The 20,586-nt window shown below is 60.5% G+C and carries 15 protein-coding genes; 6 read left to right on the top strand and 9 right to left on the bottom strand.

The features are described 5' to 3' along the window. Positions 1 to 45 precede the first annotated feature (45 nt). Together M2397_RS04215 and M2397_RS04220 are read left to right on the top strand one after the other, a co-directional pair. Entirely contained in the window at positions 46 to 1,989 is a 1,944-nt protein-coding gene (locus M2397_RS04215) for a hypothetical protein (protein WP_259242342.1), read from the top strand. A 319-nt stretch (positions 1,990 to 2,308) separates the two neighbouring features. Next, positions 2,309 to 4,495 (top strand): autotransporter outer membrane beta-barrel domain-containing protein, encoded by a 2,187-nt coding sequence (locus tag M2397_RS04220; RefSeq protein WP_259242343.1) that lies wholly within the window; start codon positions 2,309 to 2,311, stop codon positions 4,493 to 4,495. 90 nt (positions 4,496 to 4,585) lie between these two features. Here M2397_RS04220 and M2397_RS04225 read toward each other — a convergent pair whose 3' ends face one another. The 6 genes from M2397_RS04225 to M2397_RS04250 all read right to left on the bottom strand — a co-directional run bounded on the left by M2397_RS04225 (position 4,586) and on the right by M2397_RS04250 (position 13,753). Next, on the bottom strand, positions 4,586 to 8,209 hold the full coding sequence (locus tag M2397_RS04225; protein WP_259242344.1) for a YncE family protein: 3,624 nt from the start codon (positions 8,207 to 8,209) through the stop codon (positions 4,586 to 4,588). A gap of 163 nt (positions 8,210 to 8,372) precedes the next feature. Further along, positions 8,373 to 9,401: an AbrB family transcriptional regulator gene (locus M2397_RS04230; RefSeq protein WP_131697439.1), complete on the bottom strand. Its 1,029-nt coding sequence runs from the start codon at positions 9,399 to 9,401 to the stop codon at positions 8,373 to 8,375. After that, the gene (locus M2397_RS04235) at positions 9,394 to 10,908 is read right to left on the bottom strand and encodes a tripartite tricarboxylate transporter permease (RefSeq protein ID WP_131697121.1); all 1,515 of its coding nucleotides are present in this window, start codon (positions 10,906 to 10,908) and stop codon (positions 9,394 to 9,396) included. Before M2397_RS04235 ends, M2397_RS04230 begins: the two co-directional genes overlap by 8 nt. A 1-nt stretch (position 10,909) precedes the next feature. After that, positions 10,910 to 11,368, bottom strand: a complete 459-nt coding sequence (locus M2397_RS04240) for a tripartite tricarboxylate transporter TctB family protein (RefSeq protein WP_131697120.1) — start codon at positions 11,366 to 11,368, stop codon at positions 10,910 to 10,912. Between the two features lie 63 nt (positions 11,369 to 11,431). Next, positions 11,432 to 12,415, bottom strand: a complete 984-nt coding sequence (locus M2397_RS04245; RefSeq protein ID WP_131697119.1) for a tripartite tricarboxylate transporter substrate binding protein — start codon at positions 12,413 to 12,415, stop codon at positions 11,432 to 11,434. Positions 12,416 to 12,460: 45 nt separating this feature from the next. Further along, the gene (locus tag M2397_RS04250; protein WP_259242345.1) at positions 12,461 to 13,753 is read right to left on the bottom strand and encodes an OprD family porin; all 1,293 of its coding nucleotides are present in this window, start codon (positions 13,751 to 13,753) and stop codon (positions 12,461 to 12,463) included. A 235-nt stretch (positions 13,754 to 13,988) separates the two neighbouring features. Between M2397_RS04250 and M2397_RS04255 the strand changes: the two genes are divergently transcribed. Both M2397_RS04255 and M2397_RS04260 read left to right on the top strand, forming a co-directional pair. Beyond that, positions 13,989 to 14,660, top strand: coding sequence for a response regulator (locus tag M2397_RS04255; protein WP_131697117.1), 672 nt, complete (start codon positions 13,989 to 13,991; stop codon positions 14,658 to 14,660). Further along, positions 14,653 to 16,038 (top strand): sensor histidine kinase, encoded by a 1,386-nt coding sequence (locus tag M2397_RS04260; RefSeq protein ID WP_131697116.1) that lies wholly within the window; start codon positions 14,653 to 14,655, stop codon positions 16,036 to 16,038. The genes M2397_RS04255 and M2397_RS04260 overlap by 8 nt, the downstream gene beginning before the upstream one ends. Here the strand turns inward: M2397_RS04260 and M2397_RS04265 are convergent, their stop codons facing one another. Together M2397_RS04265 and M2397_RS04270 are read right to left on the bottom strand one after the other, a co-directional pair. Beyond that, positions 16,039 to 16,860, bottom strand: a complete 822-nt coding sequence (locus M2397_RS04265; RefSeq protein WP_259242346.1) for an HDOD domain-containing protein — start codon at positions 16,858 to 16,860, stop codon at positions 16,039 to 16,041. It abuts the gene before it with no gap. A gap of 36 nt (positions 16,861 to 16,896) precedes the next feature. Then, the gene (locus M2397_RS04270; protein ID WP_131697114.1) at positions 16,897 to 17,838 is read right to left on the bottom strand and encodes a folate-binding protein YgfZ; all 942 of its coding nucleotides are present in this window, start codon (positions 17,836 to 17,838) and stop codon (positions 16,897 to 16,899) included. Between the two features lie 140 nt (positions 17,839 to 17,978). Here M2397_RS04270 and M2397_RS04275 point away from each other — a divergent pair, with 140 nt between their 5' ends. Beyond that, entirely contained in the window at positions 17,979 to 18,233 is a 255-nt protein-coding gene (locus M2397_RS04275; RefSeq protein ID WP_027604321.1) for a succinate dehydrogenase assembly factor 2, read from the top strand. Beyond that, entirely contained in the window at positions 18,217 to 18,663 is a 447-nt protein-coding gene (locus M2397_RS04280; RefSeq protein WP_131697113.1) for a protein YgfX, read from the top strand. Before M2397_RS04275 ends, M2397_RS04280 begins: the two co-directional genes overlap by 17 nt. Here M2397_RS04280 and nadB read toward each other — a convergent pair. After that, positions 18,632 to 20,248, bottom strand: coding sequence for an L-aspartate oxidase (nadB, locus tag M2397_RS04285; protein WP_259242347.1), 1,617 nt, complete (start codon positions 20,246 to 20,248; stop codon positions 18,632 to 18,634). The two genes, M2397_RS04280 and nadB, sit on opposite strands and share 32 nt — an antisense overlap. Between the last annotated feature and the right edge of the window lie 338 nt (positions 20,249 to 20,586).

Genomic DNA, 20,586 nt, shown 5'->3' on the forward strand with positions numbered 1-20,586 from the left:
ATTGCATTGGGCGAGCACAGTCCTTAACCTTTCGAGTACATACCGATGGCAAACTCAAATAACCAAACCCCACCCATTCAGCCGACGGATGTTCTATTGAAACGACATCCGCGAGGTTATTCGCCGGGTGGGGCGTATGCGGTCGACGACTTGCGCGTCGTCAATACGCTCCCTGATGTCCCCGGTGGGCAGCCTAACTTGATGCGGCTGGCCACGCTTTATCAACAGGGTATCCAGTGTGAAATTGATAGCTGGACCGATACCTTTCCGGTTCCGGGTTCCAACCCGGATAATTTGCAGATCTACATTAATGGAACGCCGTATGGTGCGCGTATTCCCTTTACGAAACCGTTGTCCGCTCACACTTGGCCTTATACATTTTCGATTCCGGAACAGGACATTGGCGAGCACGGCGAGAAAAGGCTGAGTTATGAGGTGTTTGTGGGTGTGGGCGCCGATGAGCGTTCGGGCAATACGCGGGTGACGATCGACCGCCTCGATCCCAACGCCCGGATCATCCCCGAAGCTATTGGCCTGCCAGGCTGGGTGGTGGACGGTTTAATCACACTGGAGGGGTTGGCGGAGCACGGCAATCAACTTGAGTTGACCGTTCCCGGCCGCCTTGACCCCCAAGAGGGTGATATGGGGATGGTGTTCTGGGGGTTCCCTAACCCGACTCCCATTTTCAATACGGCTTTAACCCGAACCACCGCACCGTTTATTCTTACGTTGACCACCGCTCAGATTGTGGCGCAAGGCGCCGGCATGAAATATCTCGCCTACCGATATACCGACCGTGCTGGCAACAACACTTCTTGGCCACCGGAACTGACGCCGGTGACGGTAGTGACGGACCCCTTCCCAGCCAACCTGCAACCCCCTCACATTCCAGAAGCGCCTCTTGACCTCACTGATGTGCAACTGGGAAGGGCGGAAGTCTTTATCGATGGCTATGACAATGCCCAAGTGGGTGATGATATCCAGATTGACTTCAACGGCCTGGTGATCACCTATACCTTGCCGTCAGTGTCCTGGCCGCAGAGGGTTCCCATCCCGTGGGATATCCTCAGGGACGCGGGTGGGCTGGACGCTCCCTATCAGGCAGACGTCCGTTACCGGGTGGTTCGTGCAGGGAGCGCTTCGCCCTATTCAACCACCGTCACGGTGGATGTGGACCTGACCTCGGCGGGTGGGATTCCTGAGGACCCGGGCCCTGTCAATCCTAACCTGGACCTGATCGAGATAGAGTCTTCGGAAGGCCTGATCAACGAGATCGGGCCAGGGGACACGGACGATGCTACCGCACGCTTTGCTGTCTACCCCGGAGCGCGCGCAGGGCACAGGATTCAGATCTTCTGGAAAGGCATACCGGCCCTCACGCCGCCCTACATCGTGACATCGGCGGACGAGAGCGCAGCTGAATTCGTAATTACCATCCAGGCAAACGTGATTGCCATGGGCGGTAACGGCGAAAACCTACCGGTGTGGTACGAGCTCAATAACGGGGTCAATGACAACACTATCTCCTCGTTGGAGACGCCGGTTGATGTGTTTGCCAGCCAACTCACCGATCTTGAGCCCATCGTCTTTCCTGATGCGCTACCTGCAGGCGGAGGATTATTCGTCCTCACCTGCGACCAGGGTGTTACCAATGGCATCCGCACGAAGATCCTCGATCCTGAGAACCTGCGTACCGGTGATAAGGTCACTCTGGTGTGGGTGGTCTACGGTCCTGATGATCTTAATTCCACGATCATCACGGTCGATCATGCCTTTGATCCAGTCACGGTCACGGGGGATCACAATGTGCCGGGGCACCCAGGCGAGCTTCGTACCGTGCCTTTCCAGGCGTTTATCCAACCCGTTACGCTAGGCCGTATCGAAGCCTACTATCGAGTTCTCAAGGCTGATGGCGTAACACAGGGAGAGTCCGACCCCACAGTGGTGTATTTAACTCGTCGTAGAGGCGATGGGACTATCTGCGAATAATCCATTATTCGCTGTTTGAAATGCACGGACCGGTGAGGGTTGCCTCAACGGTTCGTGTGGTTTTATCACCCCTCCCTAGTTTCCTTTCTATCAAGTCCCCTTTACTGGTGCGTGATTAGGATAAGTCCTACGCGCTCTTGGAATCGGCTGACATGCATCGCCCTCTTCGTTCCGTACTCTTTGCGCCTCTGAAAGCCTGAGTCGATGGTCCTGTAATCGATTGGCTTATTCAGTCATCCGAATAGAGGTACTACCCTTGAGTAACGAAACATCTTTTCCTTTATCACGACTCGCCACTGCAATTAAGGTAATGGCGGTCATGCCGTTTTCCCTGGTCGCCACACAAGCCTTGGCTGTGGATATTCATCCCGGTCAGAATGTGGTTATCGATGAGAGCTCGCAGCGTGACCGCTATAAAGTCACCGATGCTACGTTGATCGCCAATGGCGCGGATATGGTGAGCGTTACTGCTTACGGCTCGACGTTCAACATGACCGGTGGGCAAGTGAAAACGACCCTCGACGGTGAGGTGGGTGTTGCCCTTTACGGCAGCCAGGCCAACATTGACGGGGCTTATATTTCCAGTGCCGGCGGCGCCGGCATGATTGTGGGTTCCCTGAGCACTCAAGGCTCCAGCGTCCAGGTCAGCAACAGCTTTATTGAAGGCGCAACCGACGGCATCCTGCTCAACGGTTCCAGCACCTTGATGCTGGACCGCACCAATGTCTATGGCGGCAAGACGGGGTTGTCGTCGTATGACGGTCAACTGACGGCCAACAACAGCCTCATCGTCGGGGGCACCAACGGCATTGTGGCCTACCGCCTGCCGACTCAGGACAACCCCTCCGTATTGACCCTCAACAACACCGACGTGGTGGGTGAGACGGGCGCGGCGATCCTGGTGGACTACCCGGGAGGGACCCAGATCAACGTCGCTAACGGCTCTACCCTGGTGGGCGGCAACGGCAATATGCTGGAGCTGACCAACGGCGGCTCCGCTGACATGCGCGTCAGTAGCACGGCCCTCAGCGGCAACATTCAAGTCGGCACGGCGAGCGTGCTGGACTTGAGCCTGGACCGCGCGATCATGAATGGCGACGTGATCAACAACGGTGGCACGGCCAGCGTTGGCCTCGACAACGGCTCGATCCTTACCGGCCGCCTGGAGAGTGTCGATAAGCTGGCCATCAACAATGACGCGACGTGGGTGATGGTCGACAACCAGCAACTGGGCGACCTGTCTTTGAGCGGCGGTAACGTCAAGTTCGGTGACCCCGGTACGTTCTACCAACTGGATGTGGACAACCTGTCGGGCAATGGCACCTTCCACATGAGTGCGGATTTCTCCACGTTGACCGGCGACTTCCTCAACGTTACCGGTACTTCGTCGGGTGACCACAAGCTGTTGATCTCCAGCAGCGGCGCCGACCCATTGCGCGATGACCGTCTGCATGTGGTGCATACCGCCGATGGCGGCGCGAGGTTCAGCCTGTTGGGCGATCGTGTGGATGTGGGCACCTATTCCTACAGCCTGATCGATGATAACGAGAGCAAGGACTGGTACCTCGACCCGGACAGCAAAATCATCAGCCCGAGCACCAACTCCGTGCTGGCGTTGTTCAACGCCGCGCCGACCGTGTTGCTGGGCGAGATGACTACCCTGCGCACCCGTATGGGCGAGTTGCGCTTCAGCGACGGCAAATCCGCAGGCCTGTGGACCCGCGCCTATGGCAACAAATACGAGGTGTCCAACGACACGACCGGCCTGGGCTACAACCAGACACAACGTGGTTTCACCCTGGGTGCCGATGTACCGGTAGAGGGGGGCGATGGCCAGTGGTTGATCGGTGCCATGGCCGGTCACAGCAGCTCGGACCTGGACCTGAACCTAGGCAGCAGTGCCACCATTAACAGCTACTACGTCGGCGGCTACGCCACTTGGATGGATGCCGAGAGCGGCTTCTACTTCGACGGTGTGCTCAAGTTCAACCGCCTGCACAACGAGTCCAAGGTGGCTATGAGCGACGGCAAGAAAGCCAAGGGCAATTACACGCAAAACGCGGTAGGTGCATCGGCGGAAGTCGGCCGGCACATCAAGCTGGACGATGATTTCTTCGTCGAGCCTTACGGCAAGGTGGACGCGGTGATTACTCAGGCCCAGAGCTACACGCTGGACAATGACCTGGATGCCAAGGGCGATCGTTCGAGCACGGTGATTGCCGAATTGGGCACCACGGTTGGGCGCAATATCCAGCTGGAAAGCGGCAGTGTGCTGCAACCGTACTTGAAGGCTGCGGTAGCCCATGAGTTCGACCAGAGCAACAAGGTGTTCGTTAACGATAATGCCTTCAACAACGACCTGTCCGGCTCGCGCTTCAAGGTCGGCGCGGGTGTGGCGATGTCGGTATCGCAGAACCTGAAGCTGCATGCGGACATGGAGCACAGCGTCGGCAAGAATATCAAGCAGCCTTATGGGGTGAACGTGGGGTTGCGGTACGATTTCTAAGTCGGTGAATCCAGGGTTTGGTGGCAGTTCAAACTGTACCGGTAATAGAAAATGCCCCCGCTCGAAAGAACGGGGGCATTTTTTTATGGCTTAAAGGCTGACGATAATGACATTGTTGTTTCCGGAATTGGCAACGTACGCCACCCCGCCATCAGAGCTGATAACAATTTCTTTTGGACGATCCAGCGGGTGGGTGGTGGTATTGATTTCTCCAGTGATGAGTCGGGTTGTTGTATCGATGATTTTTATCGAGTTGTCTGCCTGCAGGCACATATAGGCTTTATCCCCCGCTGGCGCAAATGCTATTCCCCAAGGCTGGTGAAGGCTCTCGATCTTCTTGATAAGAGAGGGCGGGGTGGTCGTTGCTGAAAGTATATTAAGGGTGCCATTGGTAGGCGTCGAACCATAGGTTGTCACGTAGAGGACTTCTTCAGTAGGGCTGTAGGCAATACCTTTGGATTCTGTAGATCCATTGTGATAACTGCCTAAAAGCGTGCCGTTAGATTGATTGAACTCACTTACATAGTAACCCGTTGTGTAAAGTCGACTGCCAGAGCGGTTAGTTGTAATCGCATTTGCATAATAGTAGCTGCCGTAGAGATATTTCACGGATGTGTTAGTTGATGTTTCGATTTCTTGTGTAAAAGGGTAGTAGTCATTGCCTACATATAGGCGTGAGCCTGTAGGGTTCAGGCGCATTGCTGAACAAGAAGTATATCCACTAATAGTTTTGGTGGTCTGGAAGTTCTCAGTCTCAATGACAAGCGTCGAAGCCGTTTCAACGGTGACATACAAGGTTTGGTCGTTCGGATGAATGGCTATGCCGCGAGGTGCCGTTGCAAGCGAGATCGTGTGTGTCACTTCACGTGTAGCGGTATCGATGACAGATACCGTTTTACTGCCAAAGTTGGCCACATAGAGTGTCGAATCATCAGAACTCAGCGCGAGGTGGTTGGGCGTGTTGCCCACCGCGATTGCCCCTTCAACCACTCCCGATGCCTTCTTCACCCTGTACGCCGGCGAAAGTGTCAACGGCGTGGCCGAAAACTTGTACCCGGTGCCATCCAGCGACACCAGCGCCTGGGCTCTGAGCGTGTCACCTTCATGCAGGCTTCGCAGGTAAGTGGCCGGTATTGGTGCCCGGATACGTTTGTCCGTGAACTCCCCGTCGCTGACCGGCACTGCGATCCGTAAGTCCAGATTACTGCTGCTGAGCAGGTCGATCCAAACCGCCTGGCCCTGGCGCATGAACGGCCATCCTTGTACCAGCACGGTATAGGGCTTGCCAGTTTCCACCTGGTTGCCCACCGCTTCTGGAATGGTCACCAGGTCCAGTTCCTGCGGCGCCAATGCTTCGATTTTCAGCGTCAGGTCATCGGACTTGCTGGTCTGGCCGATTTCAATCAGGTTGTAAAACACCGTGCATTCCCCACCCAGGTACATGCCGACAAAGTCGTTGGGCACGGTAAAGCTGGTGTAGTTTCCGCCGGGTTCGGGCCGTGCCGGTTTAATCGGGATATCCGGCGAGCCGCCCCCCGTTTTGCTGATGATGTACACCTTGATATCCGCACTCGGTGGAAGCGTGTCAGTGATCACACGGATGGTCACGATTTCTGGACGCGGCGGCAGGACGTGCAGTGGGTTGAGCGTGGCGATATCGGTGCCTGTCACCGTGGCCTCGACGACTGTCGGTGCGCGCAGCAGCAGTCTGGAACCGACCCCCATGTTCACCGGCTGCGAGAAGCGCGTCAGTGTGTTATCGCGTTCGCGGGTGTAGTAGATGCGCATGCTCTGGCCCAGGTTGGGCGTAATGAAGCGGCGTTCAAGTGTGAAGGGCAGGTCGCGGCCGACCCAGAAACTTTGGATAGGGAAGCGTTTTGGCGGTTGGGTACCGCCGGGGGCAGTGCCTTCGCAGTGCAGTACGACGGTATCGCCTACGTGGAAGTCGGGATTGCTCTTGACCAGGATCTGGGCATCGTCGAGTGACACGGCCGGGTCGAATTGATACAGCGGTGGGGGCGCTTCTTCTACCAGAGGTTCGGGCAACGAGGCGACCGGGCTGCCGACGTTGTACGTCGCATCCAGCGAGGTGCGGCTGCCCTCGGCGTTGGTTACCTTATAGAGGACCCGCAACGTGCCCCCTTCGAGTTTGGCGATGTCGCCGTTGGGGCCGTTGTTGAGTCGGAACAGGATAGCGCCGGTGCCCGCCGGCTTGTCGATTTCCCTGTAGTAGCGACTGCCATTGGCGTAGGTGCCGTCGAGGATCAGGGTAATCAGGTCGAACGGATCTCGACCGTCATATGCCAGCACTTCGACGTTGACAGCCAGCAGTTGTGGGTCGATCACATCCCCATTGGCTTCGATGACGATGGGCGCACGTAGGTCGGTTTCGATGGGCGTACCGATCACCTGCACGATGCTGCTTTCGGATGGCCGGTTCGGCACGCCGCTGCGCACGCGTTCGTAGGACAGCTGGAAGCGTCCTCCGATCAGCTTGCGCAAGTCTTCGTTAGGGCAAGGGATGATGACAAAGCTGGGAGCTGTCAGGGGCGGGGAATCATACGTGGTGATAATGAGGTTTCCGCTGACCGTACGACCCACGACGGTGGCTCGCACGATGTCACCGGTCATGAAGTTCGGAGACGGAGTGGATACGAAGATGCTCGCATTCGCGCCATTGAGTCCATCGTGGTTGAGCGTGCCCGCGGGTGCTTCCAGGACAAACGCCGCCGGCAGCAAGGGCTCGGCGCCATCGTTGAGACGGACATTGAGCAACTGTGGCGGCGACCATCCTTGAGAGGCGTTGCCCACTTCATCGATGACCTCGTATTCGCACACATGCGAACCGCTGCCGACTTGCTGCCAGAACCCGTAATAAAGTGTGACGGTGATATCGCCACGGCCAGCCGCCTGGGCGTCGGAGAGGGGCGGAATGGGTGCAAATGCCCCGCCAATGCTCAGGCGAATACGGTCGCGTGTTACGCGGTAAGTGTTGGCGGGCTGGCCGTCATCGACCGGGTAGAACCTGAATGTAACGGGCACGCCGTGCTGCGCATCGGCATCGGTCACGCCGAAATCAACGATTGCCTGTGGAAATACCGGCATGGGCAGGTTTTCATTCTGCAGGGTGCTGGCAATGGGATTACGGCCAGCAGGCGGGACGGTATCGACCTTCAATCTTAACCGAGTGGTTTCTTCGGAGCCCCCTCCAGTGAATGTGGCCCTCATGAACACCGGGGTGACCGTGCCGTCGGTCAGACGTGAACGACGGATATAGAGCGGAATTGCCCGGCCTTTTGCGACATCATCACTGGTCACGTTGTAGATAGCGGCCGGCACGACCGTGTCAACGCAAAACAACTCGATGAAATCGCCATCAGCCATATCCAGGTAAGGCAAGAGGATGCATAGCAGGCCCGCCTCACGGTGTACTTCCAGTGCCGCTTTGTTGATGCCGCCATCAAAGCCTTGAACACCGGATGTCAGCCCCGGAATGTAAAGGGGCAGGCTGGAAAACGGCACCCTGGCGAAGTCTGCCGGGGTCAGCACGTCTTGAGTTGACTGGGGGGGCGCGAAGTATTGGGGGAGCAGGCGTTGGGGGGCGGACAGGTCCACATCCAGCTCGTCTTCATCGTCGGCATTCGGAGGTGCTGGAGTCACGGCAGGAAGGTGGGCGGATTGCAGATCGGTACTAAGATCAATATCAAGACTCATGATAGCTAATCCTTTGTCATGCACGAGGGATACGACTGGAATGTCGATTGCGCATTCGTCGTTTCAGCAACTTAGCGCCGCCCCAGGCAGCGTGGATAGCTGTGAGAAATGACAGTGCCGACCAATGGTCAGTGGCCCGGAACGGGCCCTTGATACAGAAGGGTTATGGCTGCCGGTTCCAGTGCCGGAAGAGTGGCTCCGCCAGGAACAGCACAAACAACAAGCGCATTACCTGCATCGCCGTCACCAACGGCACTGACAGTTGCAGGGTCTCGGCCGTGAGGCTCATCTCGGCAATCCCGCCGGGCATCATGCCCAGGGTCAGCGAGCGCAGGTCCAGATGGGTGAGAGCGCTCAAGCCCACTGCCGCCAACGTTGCCAGCGCCATGGTCAAGGCCGTGCCGATCAAGGTGCGCCCCATGAACGACGGCGCTCGACGGAAGAACTGCCGATTGAAGTGGCAGCCCAACCCGCTGCCGATCAACCATTGGCCGATCTGGCTGCCACCGTCGGGCAGGCCGATATGCAGGTCCCACACCACGCTGGCCGTGGCACTGACCAGCAATGGGCCGAACAACCACGGGTTAGGCTGACGCAAGCGCTGCCAGCCCCAGGCCACCAGAGCACCGACTGGAAACAGCACCGCCAGCCACGCCCAACTTACCGGCGCCGGATGAAACTGCGGCGCACCGCCGTCCAGCAAATACTTGAAGATCGCCGGCACACACAGCACCACCACCAGCACGCGCAAACTCTGCCCGGCCGCCACGCGGCTGAGCACCGCGCCATTGCGTGCGCCGAGGTTGACCATCTCCCCGGAACCGCCCGGCATGCTGGAGAAAAACGCCGTGGCGCGGTCTTCACCACTGCGGCGCATCAACCACACGCCCACCACGCTCGACAGGCTGGTGACCAGCGCACCGAAGAAAATCAGGCCGAAGTGGCTCATTACCTGCTCGATCACCACCGGGGTGAAGTGCAGGCCGATGCCGATGCCCACCACCCATTGGCCGCATTTGCGCCCGCCGGGAATCTCCGCCAATTGCCACGGCGTGAGGCAACGCACGAGGATAATCGCCAGCAATGAGCCGACCATGTACGGCAAAGGCCAGCCGACCAGGCTGGCCAGGTAACCGCCGGCCAGACCGACCAGCGGTGTTCCCCACCAATGTTTAAAGGTGACCTCAGACATCGGCCACGGCACGACGCTGTTGGGCACGTTTACGCCAGATACGCAGCAACGGTACAAACAGCATGATGGCGGTCAGCACCCAGACGCCAAAGGTGATCGGGCTCGACCACAGGATTTCCAGCGCACCGTTGGAGATCGACAGCGCGCGGCGCAGGTTCTGCTCCATCAGGCCTCCGAGGATAAAGCCCAGCAGCACCGGCGACAGCGGGAAGTCCAGCTTGCGCAGGATGTAGCCGAAGATACCGATACCGACCATCAGGAACAGGTCGAAGGTGGTGGCGTGGACCGCGTACACACCGATCGCGGTGATGATCGCGATCACCGGCACCAGCGCCCAGTTCGGCACGGCGAGGATGCGCGTGAAGATGCGGATCATCGGGATGTTGAGGATCACCAGCATGATGTTGGCGACAAACAACGAGGCGATCAGGCCCCACACTAGGTCAGGTTGCTGTTGGAACAGCAGCGGGCCGGGGGTGATGTTGTACAGCGACAGGGCGCCGATCATCACGGCGGTGGTGCCCGAACCGGGAACGCCGAGGGTCAGCATCGGCACCAGGGCACCGCAGGCGGACGCGCCGATCGCGGTTTCCGGTGCAGCCAGGCCGCGCATGTCGCCCTTGCCGAATTTGCCGCTGGCACCGGCCAGGCGTTTCTCGGTCATGTAGGCCACGGCCGAGGCCAAGGTGGCGCCCGCGCCGGGCAGCACGCCCATGATGAAACCAAGCAGGCCGCAACGGATGTTCACCACGAACACCGAACCTGCTTCCTTCAGGTTGAACATCATCCGCCCGGTGGCTTTCACCGCTTCCTGGCCACGGTGGGTTTTTTCCAGCAGCAACAGGATCTCGCTGATGGAGAACAAGCCCAGCACCAACACCACAAACTGGATGCCGTCGGTGAGGTGGATGTTATCGCCGGTAAAACGGTACACGCCGCTGTTGGCGTCGATGCCCACGGCCGAAAGGAACAGGCCGATCAGCGCCGCCACGAAGGTCTTCAGCGGCTTGTCACCGGCCATGCCGCCCAGGCAGACAATCGCGAACACCATCAGCACGAAGTATTCCGCCGGGCCGAAGGCAATCGCCCATTTGGCCAGCAGCGGCGCAAACAGCACCATGCCGCAGGTGGCGATAAACGCGCCGATGAACGAACTCCACGCGGACAACGACAGCGCCACACCGGCCAGGCCTTTGCGGGCCATCGGGTAGCCGTCGAGGGTGGTCATCACGGTGGAGGCTTCGCCCGGGATGTTCAGCAGGATCGAGCTGATACGGCCGCCGTATTCGCAGCCCAGGTACACGGCCGCCAGCAGGATCAGCGCCGATTCCGGTGGCAGGCCCAGGGCGAATGCGATGGGGATCAACAGCGCCACGCCATTGATCGGGCCCAGGCCCGGCAACAGGCCGACCACGGTGCCGATCAGGGTGCCGCACAGGGCGGTCACCAGGTTGTAGGGGGACAGTGCAACGCCGAAGCCCTGGCCCAAATAGCCGAAAGTATCCATATCAGTTCTCCAGAACGTCGAGCAGGCCGAGGGGCAGCGGAACATCCATGGCTTTATCGAACAGCAGATAAAGACCGATGGCCATCAGGCTGACGATCACCACGCTGGGCACCCAGCGGCCGCCATACAGGCGCGCCATGGGGATGCCGATCAGCATGCTGCTGAGAATGAAACCGAGCGGTTCGAAGGTGGCGGCAAACACGATCAACAGCGCCACGCAGATGCAGATCTTGACCAGCGTGGCGCGGTCCAGCGCGGGTTCTTCTTCAGTATGTTTGGTCGGCTGCGGGCGGATCAGCATATAGATCAGCGCCAGGCTCATCAGCCCGAGCATCAGCAGTGGGTAGGCCCGAGGCCCCACCGGCTCGTAGGAAAAAGCCGCCTGATACGGCCAGGCCATCAGTGCCAGGCCGGCACAGGCCAGCAACAGCACTGCGGCAAAAATGCGTTGTAAGAGCATGTAGAACTCCTGGGCCACACCCGCTGTGGAGGAGGGCGTGGCCGCGCAAGGAAGAAGGGGCGATTACTGGATCAGGCCGAACTCTTTGGCCAGCACTTTGTAGTCAGCCACCTGTTTCTTCACGTAGGTGTCCAGCTCCGGGCCGGTCATGGCGAACGGGAACAGCTCGCGCTGGTCACGCAGCTTGGCGAAATCCTCGGAAGCCAGCAGTTTGTCGAAGGCCTCCTTCCACCAGGCGTAGTCGGCATCGCTGACTTTTGGCCCGAGGTAGAAGCCACGCACCACCGGCCAGACGATGTCGTAGCCTTGCTCTTTGGCGGTCGGAATATTCTTCATTTCCGGTTCGTCCAGGCGCTCCTCGGAGAACACCGCCAGCAGGCGCATGTCGCCGCTGAGGATGTGCGGCATGGAGTCGGAGATGTCGGTACTGCCGACCTGGATATGCCCACCGAGCAGGGCGGTTGCGATTTCACCGCCGCCTTCGAGCGCCACATAGCGCAGTTCGCGTGGGTTGATCCCGGCGGCCTTGGCGATCAGCGCGGTTTGCATCCAGTCCTGGCTGCCGACGGTGCCGCCGGAACCGATCACTACGCTGCCCGGATCTTTCTTCAGGGCTTTAACCAGGTCGTCGAGGGTCTTGTAGGGCGAATCGGCTTTAACGGCGATGGCGCCGTAGCTGGTGCCGACTGCGGCCAACCAGCGTACGGCGCTCTCATCGAAGCGCCCGAACTTGCCCTGGGCCAGGTTCAACAGCGAACCGCTGGACCAGGCCACCAACGTACCGCCGTCCGCAGGACGCTGGGCCACCACCGCGTTATAGGCCACCGCGCCCACGCCGCCTGGCATGTAGGTCACGCGCATCGGCTTGCTCAGCAACTTCTCGTTGACCAGCGCGCTTTGCGCCAGTTTGCAGGTCAGGTCAAAACCGCCGCCAGGGGAGGCCGGGGCGATGCACTCCGGGCGCTTGGGTTCGTCGGCGGCCAGCAGGTGGCCGGCGAACAGCATGCAGCCGGCGGCGAGGGCAAATTTACGCAGTGAAGGGGTCATGGTGATCTCCGTCGTTGTTGTTATGAGTGGCTTACCAGGCACTACTTACCAGAGCGCAACGCTGTAGCTGACCAGCAGGCGCATTTCATCCGCATCACGGGCTGAATAGTTGGAGCGGTACGTGGCATTGCGCAGGCGTACGGCGACATCCTTGAATGTGCCGCTTTGCACCACGTACTTGATCTCGCTGTTGCGCTCCCATTCCTTGCCGGTGTCGCCGTTCCTGAGCTTGATATTGTCACCCGACAGGTAACGGCTCATGAAACTCAGGCCGGGAATGCCCAGCTTGGTGAAGTCGTAGTCGTAGCGCGCCTGCCAGGAGCGCTCTTCGGCGTCGGCAAAGTCGTTGATCTGCACGAAGTTGACCAGGTACGGGTCGCTGCCATCCACATAGGGAAAGGCGCTGTCGCCGGACATATGCTGGTAGCCGGCGCTGAGCTTATGGCCATTGAGGGCATAGCTGAACAGGCCGTTGAGGGAGGTGTTGTCGATCTTGCCGCCACGGGCTGCGCCTGTGTCATCGCTGAGCGCCAGGCGCAGGTCGGTGGCGAAGGTGCCGGGGCCCATCGGACGCGCGGCGACCAGGCCGAGGAAGTGCTGGCGATACACGTCATCGAGCTGGGCAAAGTGGTAGCTGCCGGTGATCTTGTCGGCGAACTTGTAGTCGATGCCGCCGAAGTTGAAATGCTTGCCGGTGGCACCGCTGAGGAAGCGGCTGTTCTTGTTGTTGAGGGCGATGTCTTCGTAGTTGCTGTCGTCGCGGTCCTTGGCTTTGTCGAGACGGCCACCGGTGAAGACCAGGTTCTTGAATTCCTTGGAGGTGATCAGGCCACCGTTGAAGGTCTGCGGCAGGATGCGGCCGTCGTTGGGCTTGAGGACCGGCAGCTCGGGCATCAGCGAACCGATCTTCAGCTCGGTGGCGGAAATCTTCACTTTGCCGGTCAGGCCCAGCTTGGAGTACTCGTTGGCGGCGCGGCCATCGTCGTGGGTGGGCAGCAGGCCGGTGCCGGTGCGGTCGGGGCTGGAGTCGAGCTTGACCCCGAGCATGCCCAGTGCATCCACGCCAAAGCCGACGGTGCCGTCGGTGTAGCCCGATTGCAGGTTGAGCATGAAGCCCTGGGCCCATTCGTCGCGCTTGGATTGCTGCGCGCTGGTGCCGTCGCGAAAGTCGCGGTTGAAGTACATGTTGCGGGTTTCCAGGGTCGCGCTACTGTCTTCGAAGAAGGCAGCCTGGCCAAGCGGCGAAAAGCCGGCAAGGGCAGCGGCACTGGCAAAGGCGGTGTGGGTCAGGCGGGAAATACGAACAGGCGGGCAAGCCTGGGGCTGTGTCGACAGCATCGTGGTGCACTCCGTTATTGTTCTTATTTTGGCGAAAACGCTTCGAGGCGTTTTTCGGGCGCGACCCATCAGGTCGCTCGGCAGGCATGACCTACCGTGTCTTGATGCTAAAGGGCGAAGCTTTCACTAACCTTTCAGCGGTCTTTCAATGTTTTCAGGCTTCACAGGGCAGTCGGCGCCTGTAAACTGCCCGGCAAAGCGTGGCGCCGACCACGTCCGAATAAGGTGGAAATCCATGCGTGTCCTTCTGGTTGAAGACCATCTGCAACTCGCCGAAAGCGTCGCCCAAGCGCTCAAGAGCACGGGTTTGACCGTTGACGTATTGCATGACGGCGTGGCCGCCGACCTGGCCTTGAGCAGTGAGGATTACGCAGTCGCCATCCTGGACGTGGGCCTGCCCCGCATGGACGGTTTCGAGGTGCTGGCGCGTTTGCGGGCGCGTGGAAAAAACCTGCCGGTGCTGATGCTGACCGCACGCAGCGATGTGAAGGACCGCGTGCATGGCCTGAACCTCGGCGCTGATGACTACCTGGCCAAACCGTTCGAACTGACCGAACTGGAAGCGCGGGTCAAGGCGCTGCTGCGCCGCAGTGTGTTGGGCGGCGAGCGCCAGCAGGCCTGCGGTGTGCTGGTCTATGACCTCGACACCCGCCGTTTCACCGTGGGCGGCGAGCTGATGACGTTGACCTCCCGCGAGCAAGCCGTGCTCGAAGCGCTGATCGCCCGACCAGGCCGGGTGATGAGCAAGGAGCAACTGGCTTCCCAGGTGTTCGGCCTGGACGAAGAGGCCAGCCCCGACGCCATCGAAATCTACGTGCACCGTCTGCGCAAGAAGCTCGATGGCCACCCCATCGCCATCGTGACGTTCCGCGGTCTCGGCTACCTGCTGGAAGCCCGCGATGCATAAGCCCAGCAGCCTGCGCTGGCGCCTGTTGTGGAACCTGGCGCTGCTGCTGGTGCTGTTGATGCTCGCCAGTGGCATGAGTGCCTACTGGAACGGCCGCGAGGCGGCCGACACCGCCTATGACCGCACGTTGCTGGCCTCGGCGCGTACCATCGCCGCCGGCCTGACCCAAGTGGACGGGACTCTCAGCGCCAACGTGCCCTATGTCGCCCTGGACACCTTTGCCTACGACAGCGCCGGGCGCATTTATTACCAGGTCAATGACATTGATCAGAAGCTGATTTCCGGCTACGAAAACCTCCCCGGCCCGCCCCCAGGCACGCCGCGCACCGACGATTACCCGGCGCTGGCGCGTTTCTACAACGCCAAGTACCAAGGCCAGGAAGTGCGGGTGGTCAGCCTGCTCAAGGCGGTCTCCGAACCGAACATGAACGGCATGGCGGAAATCCGCGTGGCCGAAACCGATGAAGCACGCGTGAGCATGGCCCGCAGCCTGATGGCCGACACCTTGCTGCGCCTGGGCATGCTCGCCATCGGCGCCTTGTTGCTGGTGTGGTTCGCCGTCAGCGCCGCCTTGCGCCCGCTGGAGCGCCTGCGCACGGCGGTGGAAGAGCGCCAGCCCGACGACTTGCGGCCGTTGCCGCTGGTGGAGGTGCAGCATGAGTTCGGCCCGCTGGTGCGTTCCCTCAACCACTTTACCGAACGCCTGCGCGGCCAGTTCGAGCGTCAGGCGCAGTTTATTGCCGATGCATCCCATGAACTGCGTACCCCGTTGGCGGCGCTCAAGGCGCGCCTGGAACTGGGCCTGCGCGCCGAAGACCCCGCGACCTGGCGCAGTACCCTGGAAACCGCGGCCCAAGGCACCGATCGGTTGACCCACCTGGCCAATCAGTTGCTATCCCTGGCGCGCATCGAAAACGGTGCCCGGGCGATTGCCGAAGGTGGCGCGCAGTTGCTCGACCTCAGCCAATTGGCCCGTGAACTGGGCATGGCCATGGCGCCGTTGGCCCATGCGCGCGGCGTGGCACTGGCGCTGGAGGCGGATGAACCGGTGTGGTTGCGCGGCGAGCCGACGCTGCTCAACGAGCTGTTGAGCAACCTGGTGGACAACGCCCTGGCGCACACGCCGCCGGGTGGCAACGTGATCCTGCGGGTGACGGCGCCGGCGGTACTGGAAGTCGAGGATGACGGCCCCGGTATTCCGCTGGATGAGCGCGACCGGGTGTTCGAGCGCTTCTACCGCCGCAGCCAGCAAGGCATGGGCTCAGGCCTGGGGCTGGCGATCGTCGGCGAAATCTGTCGCGCGCATCTGGCGCAAATCAGCCTGCATGACGGCGAGCAGGCGGGGTTGAAGGTACGGGTGAGTTTTATCGCGGGTTGATCAATCGAACATCGCGCGCGCTTCATCCAGCTCTGCGCGCAGCTTCTCGCTGTAAGGGTCAACGCGCAGTTTCTTCATGGCGGGCACGCTGGACACGTCCACCTTTGCCAGGGGGTGGTCGGTGCCTTGATGGCAATACAGCACGGCAATCTGCACCACGTCGATGTAGTCGAGGCTGGCTGAGTCGCGTTCCAGGTTCAGGTACTGGCCCGGCAGTTTCGCCAGCATTTCCGGGAAGTCCCAGCCACTCAGCAACTTGTCGCCCAGCACCGGGTGGATGCTGTCGATCACGTGGTTGAGGCTGACCGGGTCTGACAGCAGCTCATAGTGGTCTTCGGCGTAGGTCAGGATCGGCAGCACGCCGATCTGATGCACCAGGCCGCCCAGCGCTGCCTGGTCCGGCTTGAGCTGGCTGTGGTTGCGGCACAGGGCGTAGCTGACGCCCGCCACTTCCAGGCTGCGGCGCCACACATCGCGCATTTTCTGTTCGACCACCTCGGAACGGGCGTGGAAGATCTGCTCCATCACCAGGCCGATGGCCAGGTTGCTGCTGTAGTTGGTGCCCAGCCGGGTGATGGCGGTGTGCAGGTCGGTGACTTCCTGGGTGGCGCGCAACAGCGGGCTGTTGACCACTTTGATCAGGCGCGCCGACAACGCAGTGTCGCGGCCGATCACTTTACTCAAGTGGCTGATGCTGATTTCCGGGTCTTCAGCGGCCTGACGGATGTTTAGGGCCACTTCCGGCAATGTCGGCAGAACCAGGTCATCGTTGTCGATGGCCTTAACCAACGCCTGTTGGATTTTTTCCGCCAGTTTGCTCATTCATGCTCTCTAGGGTGTTGCAGAAAAATACGGCGACTAACGCTGGATCTCACGATCGCGGTCAAGCGTGTAAGGCAGGTCAAGCAACTGCAAACCGGGGCCTTCCAGCGTGCCTAAGTGCACATCGCCACTATCGGCAGCTTCGGCTTGCAATACCGCCAGAAGTTCAATCGCCTGGTCAGCTTTTGCTGCAATCACCACTTCGCCGATCGCACTGTTGTGGCTGGGGGAAAACAGCGGGGTGCCTGGCTCGGGCATTTCAGCCGCGTTCAGGCTCAAGCGGTACAGGCGACGCTTGAGTTTGCCCAGGTACTGCATGCGCGCGACGATTTCCTGGCCGGTGTAGCAGCCTTTCTTGAAGCTGACGCCGCCCACGGCCTGCAGGTTGAGCATCTGCGGGATGAACAGTTCGCGGGTCTGGGGCATGACCTGGCCGATACCGGCGCGGATCTGGCCCAGCAGCCAGTTATTCAAATCGGTTTGTGTCAGCTGTGCGGCCAATTGGCTGCGTACGCTGTCGGCTTGCCCGGCAGGTACCCAGAGTTCGGCGCGGGCGGGGGAGACGCGGATGGCGATCAGGTGTTCGGTACGGGCGACGCTGTCCGTCTCGGCAGGCAGCTCAAGGCCAAGGCCGGTCAGCGCCTGATCGCCATCGATCACACCGAAACGCACCCAGGCGGCGCTTTCGTCGGTGAGCTTGGACTTGGAGAACACCGCGTATTTCTTCAGGTCCGCCAGTTGCGGTTCGAGCAGCTCGGTGGCCATGGCCAGGAGTACGCCGTCGCCCTGCAACAGGATACGGAAGCTCGACTGCATGCGGCCTTTTTGTGTGCAGCGCGCACCGAGGCTGGCCTGGGTGTCGCTCAGGTAATTGAGGTTGCAGGTGAGTTGTCCCTGCAGGAACTTGGCAGCGTCGGAGCCGCGGACGGCGAGAACGCCTTCGTGGGATAGGGGGCAGAAGAAAGCAGAGTCAGCCATGGGTCATCGCAGGTCAAAAAGTCATGGGTGCATCATAGAGGGGCGCTCGGCAAATGGATAGTTTACGTATGGGGCGACCAAAGCCGACTGTTCCGGTGCCGTCGGGCCTGTATACTTGCGCTCTATTTGAGGAGCGCTCCATGGTCGAAGATGTAGAAATCAATCGCCTCTACTGGCACAGCCGTCGTGGCATGCTTGAGCTTGATGTGTTGCTGGTGCCTTTTACCAAAGAGGTATACGCGACGCTCAATAAGGAAGATCGCGATCTCTACGTCAGGCTGCTGACTTGCGAAGATCAGGACATGTTCGGTTGGTTCATGGAGCGCGCAGAGTCCGAAGACCCTGAGCTGCAGCGCATGGTCCGGATGATCCTGGATCGTGTCCAGCCCAAGTAATCGTTTCGAATGCCGCTGGCAGGCCTCACGGCTGTTGCTGGCGGCGTATCTCCTTGCCCAGCTGTTCGCGCTGGGTGCGCTGTTGTTTCTCGATCTGCACTATTCAAGCCTCGGCATGCTGTTGTGCCTGGCTCACGCCGGGTGGGTGTTGCCGCGTCATATCCTGCTGACTCACCGTTCATCGATTCGTGGCCTGCGTCGCGATGAAGATGGCTGGCAGTTATTCAGCAGGGAGCGCGGTTGGCATAGCGTGCAACTGCGCCCCGACAGCGTGGCGTTGCCGCTGATTGTCGTGTTGCGCTATCGCGTGCAGGGCGAGTGGTGGGTGCGTTCGGTCTGCGTGCCGACGGATTCGCAGGCCGCCGATGTACACCGGCGCCTGCGGGTTCGCTTGAAGTTCAGCCGCCGTAGGTGGTTGGCACCAGAATAGTGTCGCGGGCCTCGGGCAGCATCTGCGGGTAGTCGAGGGTGTAATGCAGGCCCCGGCTCTCTTTGCGTTCCATGGCCGAGCGGATCATCAACTCCGCGACTTGGGCCAGGTTGCGCAGTTCGATCAGGTCACGGCTGACCTTGTAGTTGCTGTAGAACTCATCAATCTCATCCAGCAGCAATCGCACCCGGTGTTGCGCCCGTTGCAGGCGCTTGTTGGTGCGCACGATCCCCACGTAGTCCCACATGAAGCGCCGCAGCTCGTCCCAGTTGTGGGCGATGATCACGTCTTCGTCCGAATCGGTAACCTGGCTGGCATCCCAGCGGGGCAGGGCGGCCGGTACGGGAATGCGTGGCAGTTGTTCGAGAATGTCCGCCGCCGCCGAGCGGGCGTACACGAAGCATTCGAGCAGCGAGTTGCTGGCCATGCGGTTGGCGCCGTGCAGCCCGGTGAAGCTGGTTTCGCCAATCGCGTACAGGCCGGGTACATCGGTACGGCCATGCTGGTCGACCATCACGCCGCCGCAGGTGTAGTGCGCAGCCGGCACCACCGGGATCGGGCCTTTGGTGATGTCGATGTTGAACGCCAGGCAGCGCTCGTAGACGGTCGGGAAGTGGGTCTTGATGAACGCTTCGGGCTTGTGGCTGATGTCCAGGTAGACGCAGTCGATACCCAGGCGCTTCATCTCATGGTCGATGGCGCGGGCGACGATATCTCGCGGTGCCAGCTCGGCGCGCGGGTCGAAGCGCTGCATGAAGCGCTCACCGTTCGGCAGCTTGAGGTGTGCACCTTCGCCGCGCAGGGCTTCGGTGATCAGGAAACTCTTGGCCTGCGGGTGATACAGGCAGGTGGGGTGGAACTGGTTGAATTCCAGGTTGGCCACCCGGCAGCCCGAGCGCCAGGCCATGGCAATGCCGTCGCCGCATGCGCCGTCGGGGTTGCTGGTGTAGAGGTAGACCTTGGCGGCGCCACCCGAGGCAAGAATGGTGAACCGCGCGCCGTAGGTGTCGACTTCGCCGCTGGTGCGGTTGAGCACGTAGGCGCCGAGGCAGCGCTCGCCATCCAGGCCCAGGCGTTTTTCGGTGATCAGGTCGACGGCGACGCGTTGCTCCAGCAGTTCGATGTTGGGGCGTTGGCGGGCCTGGTCGAGCAAGGTCTTGAAGATCGCGGCGCCGGTAGCGTCGGCGGCGTGGATGATACGGCGATGGCTGTGGCCGCCTTCGCGTGTCAGGTGGAATTCGAAGCCGCTGTCGTCGCTGCCGGCGTGGTCGTCGCGGGTGAAGGGCACGCCCTGGTCGATCAGCCATTGGATCGCCTCGCGGCTATGCTCGACGGTGAAGCGCACCGCGTCCTCGTTGCAGAGGCCGCCGCCGGCGTTGAGGGTGTCTTCAACATGGGATTGCACCGTGTCGGTGTCGTCCAGCACGGCGGCGACGCCGCCCTGGGCCCAGAATGTCGAACCGTTGGCCAGGTCGCCTTTGCTCAGGACGGCAATGCGCAAGTGGCTGGGAAGGGTCAGCGCAAGGCTCAAGCCGGCCGCGCCGCTACCGATCACCAGGACATCGTGTTGAAACTGTTGGCTCATTTGAAGGATTCCGCAAAAAGCGATCCACAGGGCTGGCGCAAACAGGACGCCTGGATCGGCGAATCAAAGGGTCACACGGGCCACTAGTATATAGAGGGGGGGACCGGCACAATAGCCGGGCATTCGTGGCAATGTGAGATTACGGTGCGCGGCGCGGGTAAAATCACCCGGTTATTGAGGCGGGAACTTTTTGCATAGGCCTCTACTCAATAGCAGGTTGCCCGAAAGCTGGGAAAACGTTGAGTTTATTGGCCCGTCGGGAGCATTGGACGCGTCAGAAAACCGACGACAAGATTATTCGCGCAGCCGGCGTTACCCGCGCTGCGTTTTTCGTGTGT

Source organism: Pseudomonas sp. BIGb0381 (assembly GCF_024809815.1).
GTDB lineage: Bacteria > Pseudomonadota > Gammaproteobacteria > Pseudomonadales > Pseudomonadaceae > Aquipseudomonas.

Bases quoted from the DNA above. Each gene is read 5' to 3' on its own strand.
- M2397_RS04215 (WP_259242342.1), top strand. From the start codon at position 46: ATGGCAAACTCAAATAACCAAACCCCACCCATTCAGCCGACGGATGTT.
- M2397_RS04220 (WP_259242343.1), top strand. From the start codon at position 2,309: ATGCCGTTTTCCCTGGTCGCCACACAAGCCTTGGCTGTGGATATTCAT.
- M2397_RS04225 (WP_259242344.1), bottom strand. From the start codon at position 8,209: ATGAGTCTTGATATTGATCTTAGTACCGATCTGCAATCCGCCCACCTT.
- M2397_RS04230 (WP_131697439.1), bottom strand. From the start codon at position 9,401: ATGTCTGAGGTCACCTTTAAACATTGGTGGGGAACACCGCTGGTCGGT.
- M2397_RS04235 (WP_131697121.1), bottom strand. From the start codon at position 10,908: ATGGATACTTTCGGCTATTTGGGCCAGGGCTTCGGCGTTGCACTGTCC.
- M2397_RS04240 (WP_131697120.1), bottom strand. From the start codon at position 11,368: ATGCTCTTACAACGCATTTTTGCCGCAGTGCTGTTGCTGGCCTGTGCC.
- M2397_RS04245 (WP_131697119.1), bottom strand. From the start codon at position 12,415: ATGACCCCTTCACTGCGTAAATTTGCCCTCGCCGCCGGCTGCATGCTG.
- M2397_RS04250 (WP_259242345.1), bottom strand. From the start codon at position 13,753: ATGCTGTCGACACAGCCCCAGGCTTGCCCGCCTGTTCGTATTTCCCGC.
- M2397_RS04255 (WP_131697117.1), top strand. From the start codon at position 13,989: ATGCGTGTCCTTCTGGTTGAAGACCATCTGCAACTCGCCGAAAGCGTC.
- M2397_RS04260 (WP_131697116.1), top strand. From the start codon at position 14,653: ATGCATAAGCCCAGCAGCCTGCGCTGGCGCCTGTTGTGGAACCTGGCG.
- M2397_RS04265 (WP_259242346.1), bottom strand. From the start codon at position 16,860: ATGAGCAAACTGGCGGAAAAAATCCAACAGGCGTTGGTTAAGGCCATC.
- M2397_RS04270 (WP_131697114.1), bottom strand. From the start codon at position 17,838: ATGGCTGACTCTGCTTTCTTCTGCCCCCTATCCCACGAAGGCGTTCTC.
- M2397_RS04275 (WP_027604321.1), top strand. From the start codon at position 17,979: ATGGTCGAAGATGTAGAAATCAATCGCCTCTACTGGCACAGCCGTCGT.
- nadB (WP_259242347.1), bottom strand. From the start codon at position 20,248: ATGAGCCAACAGTTTCAACACGATGTCCTGGTGATCGGTAGCGGCGCG.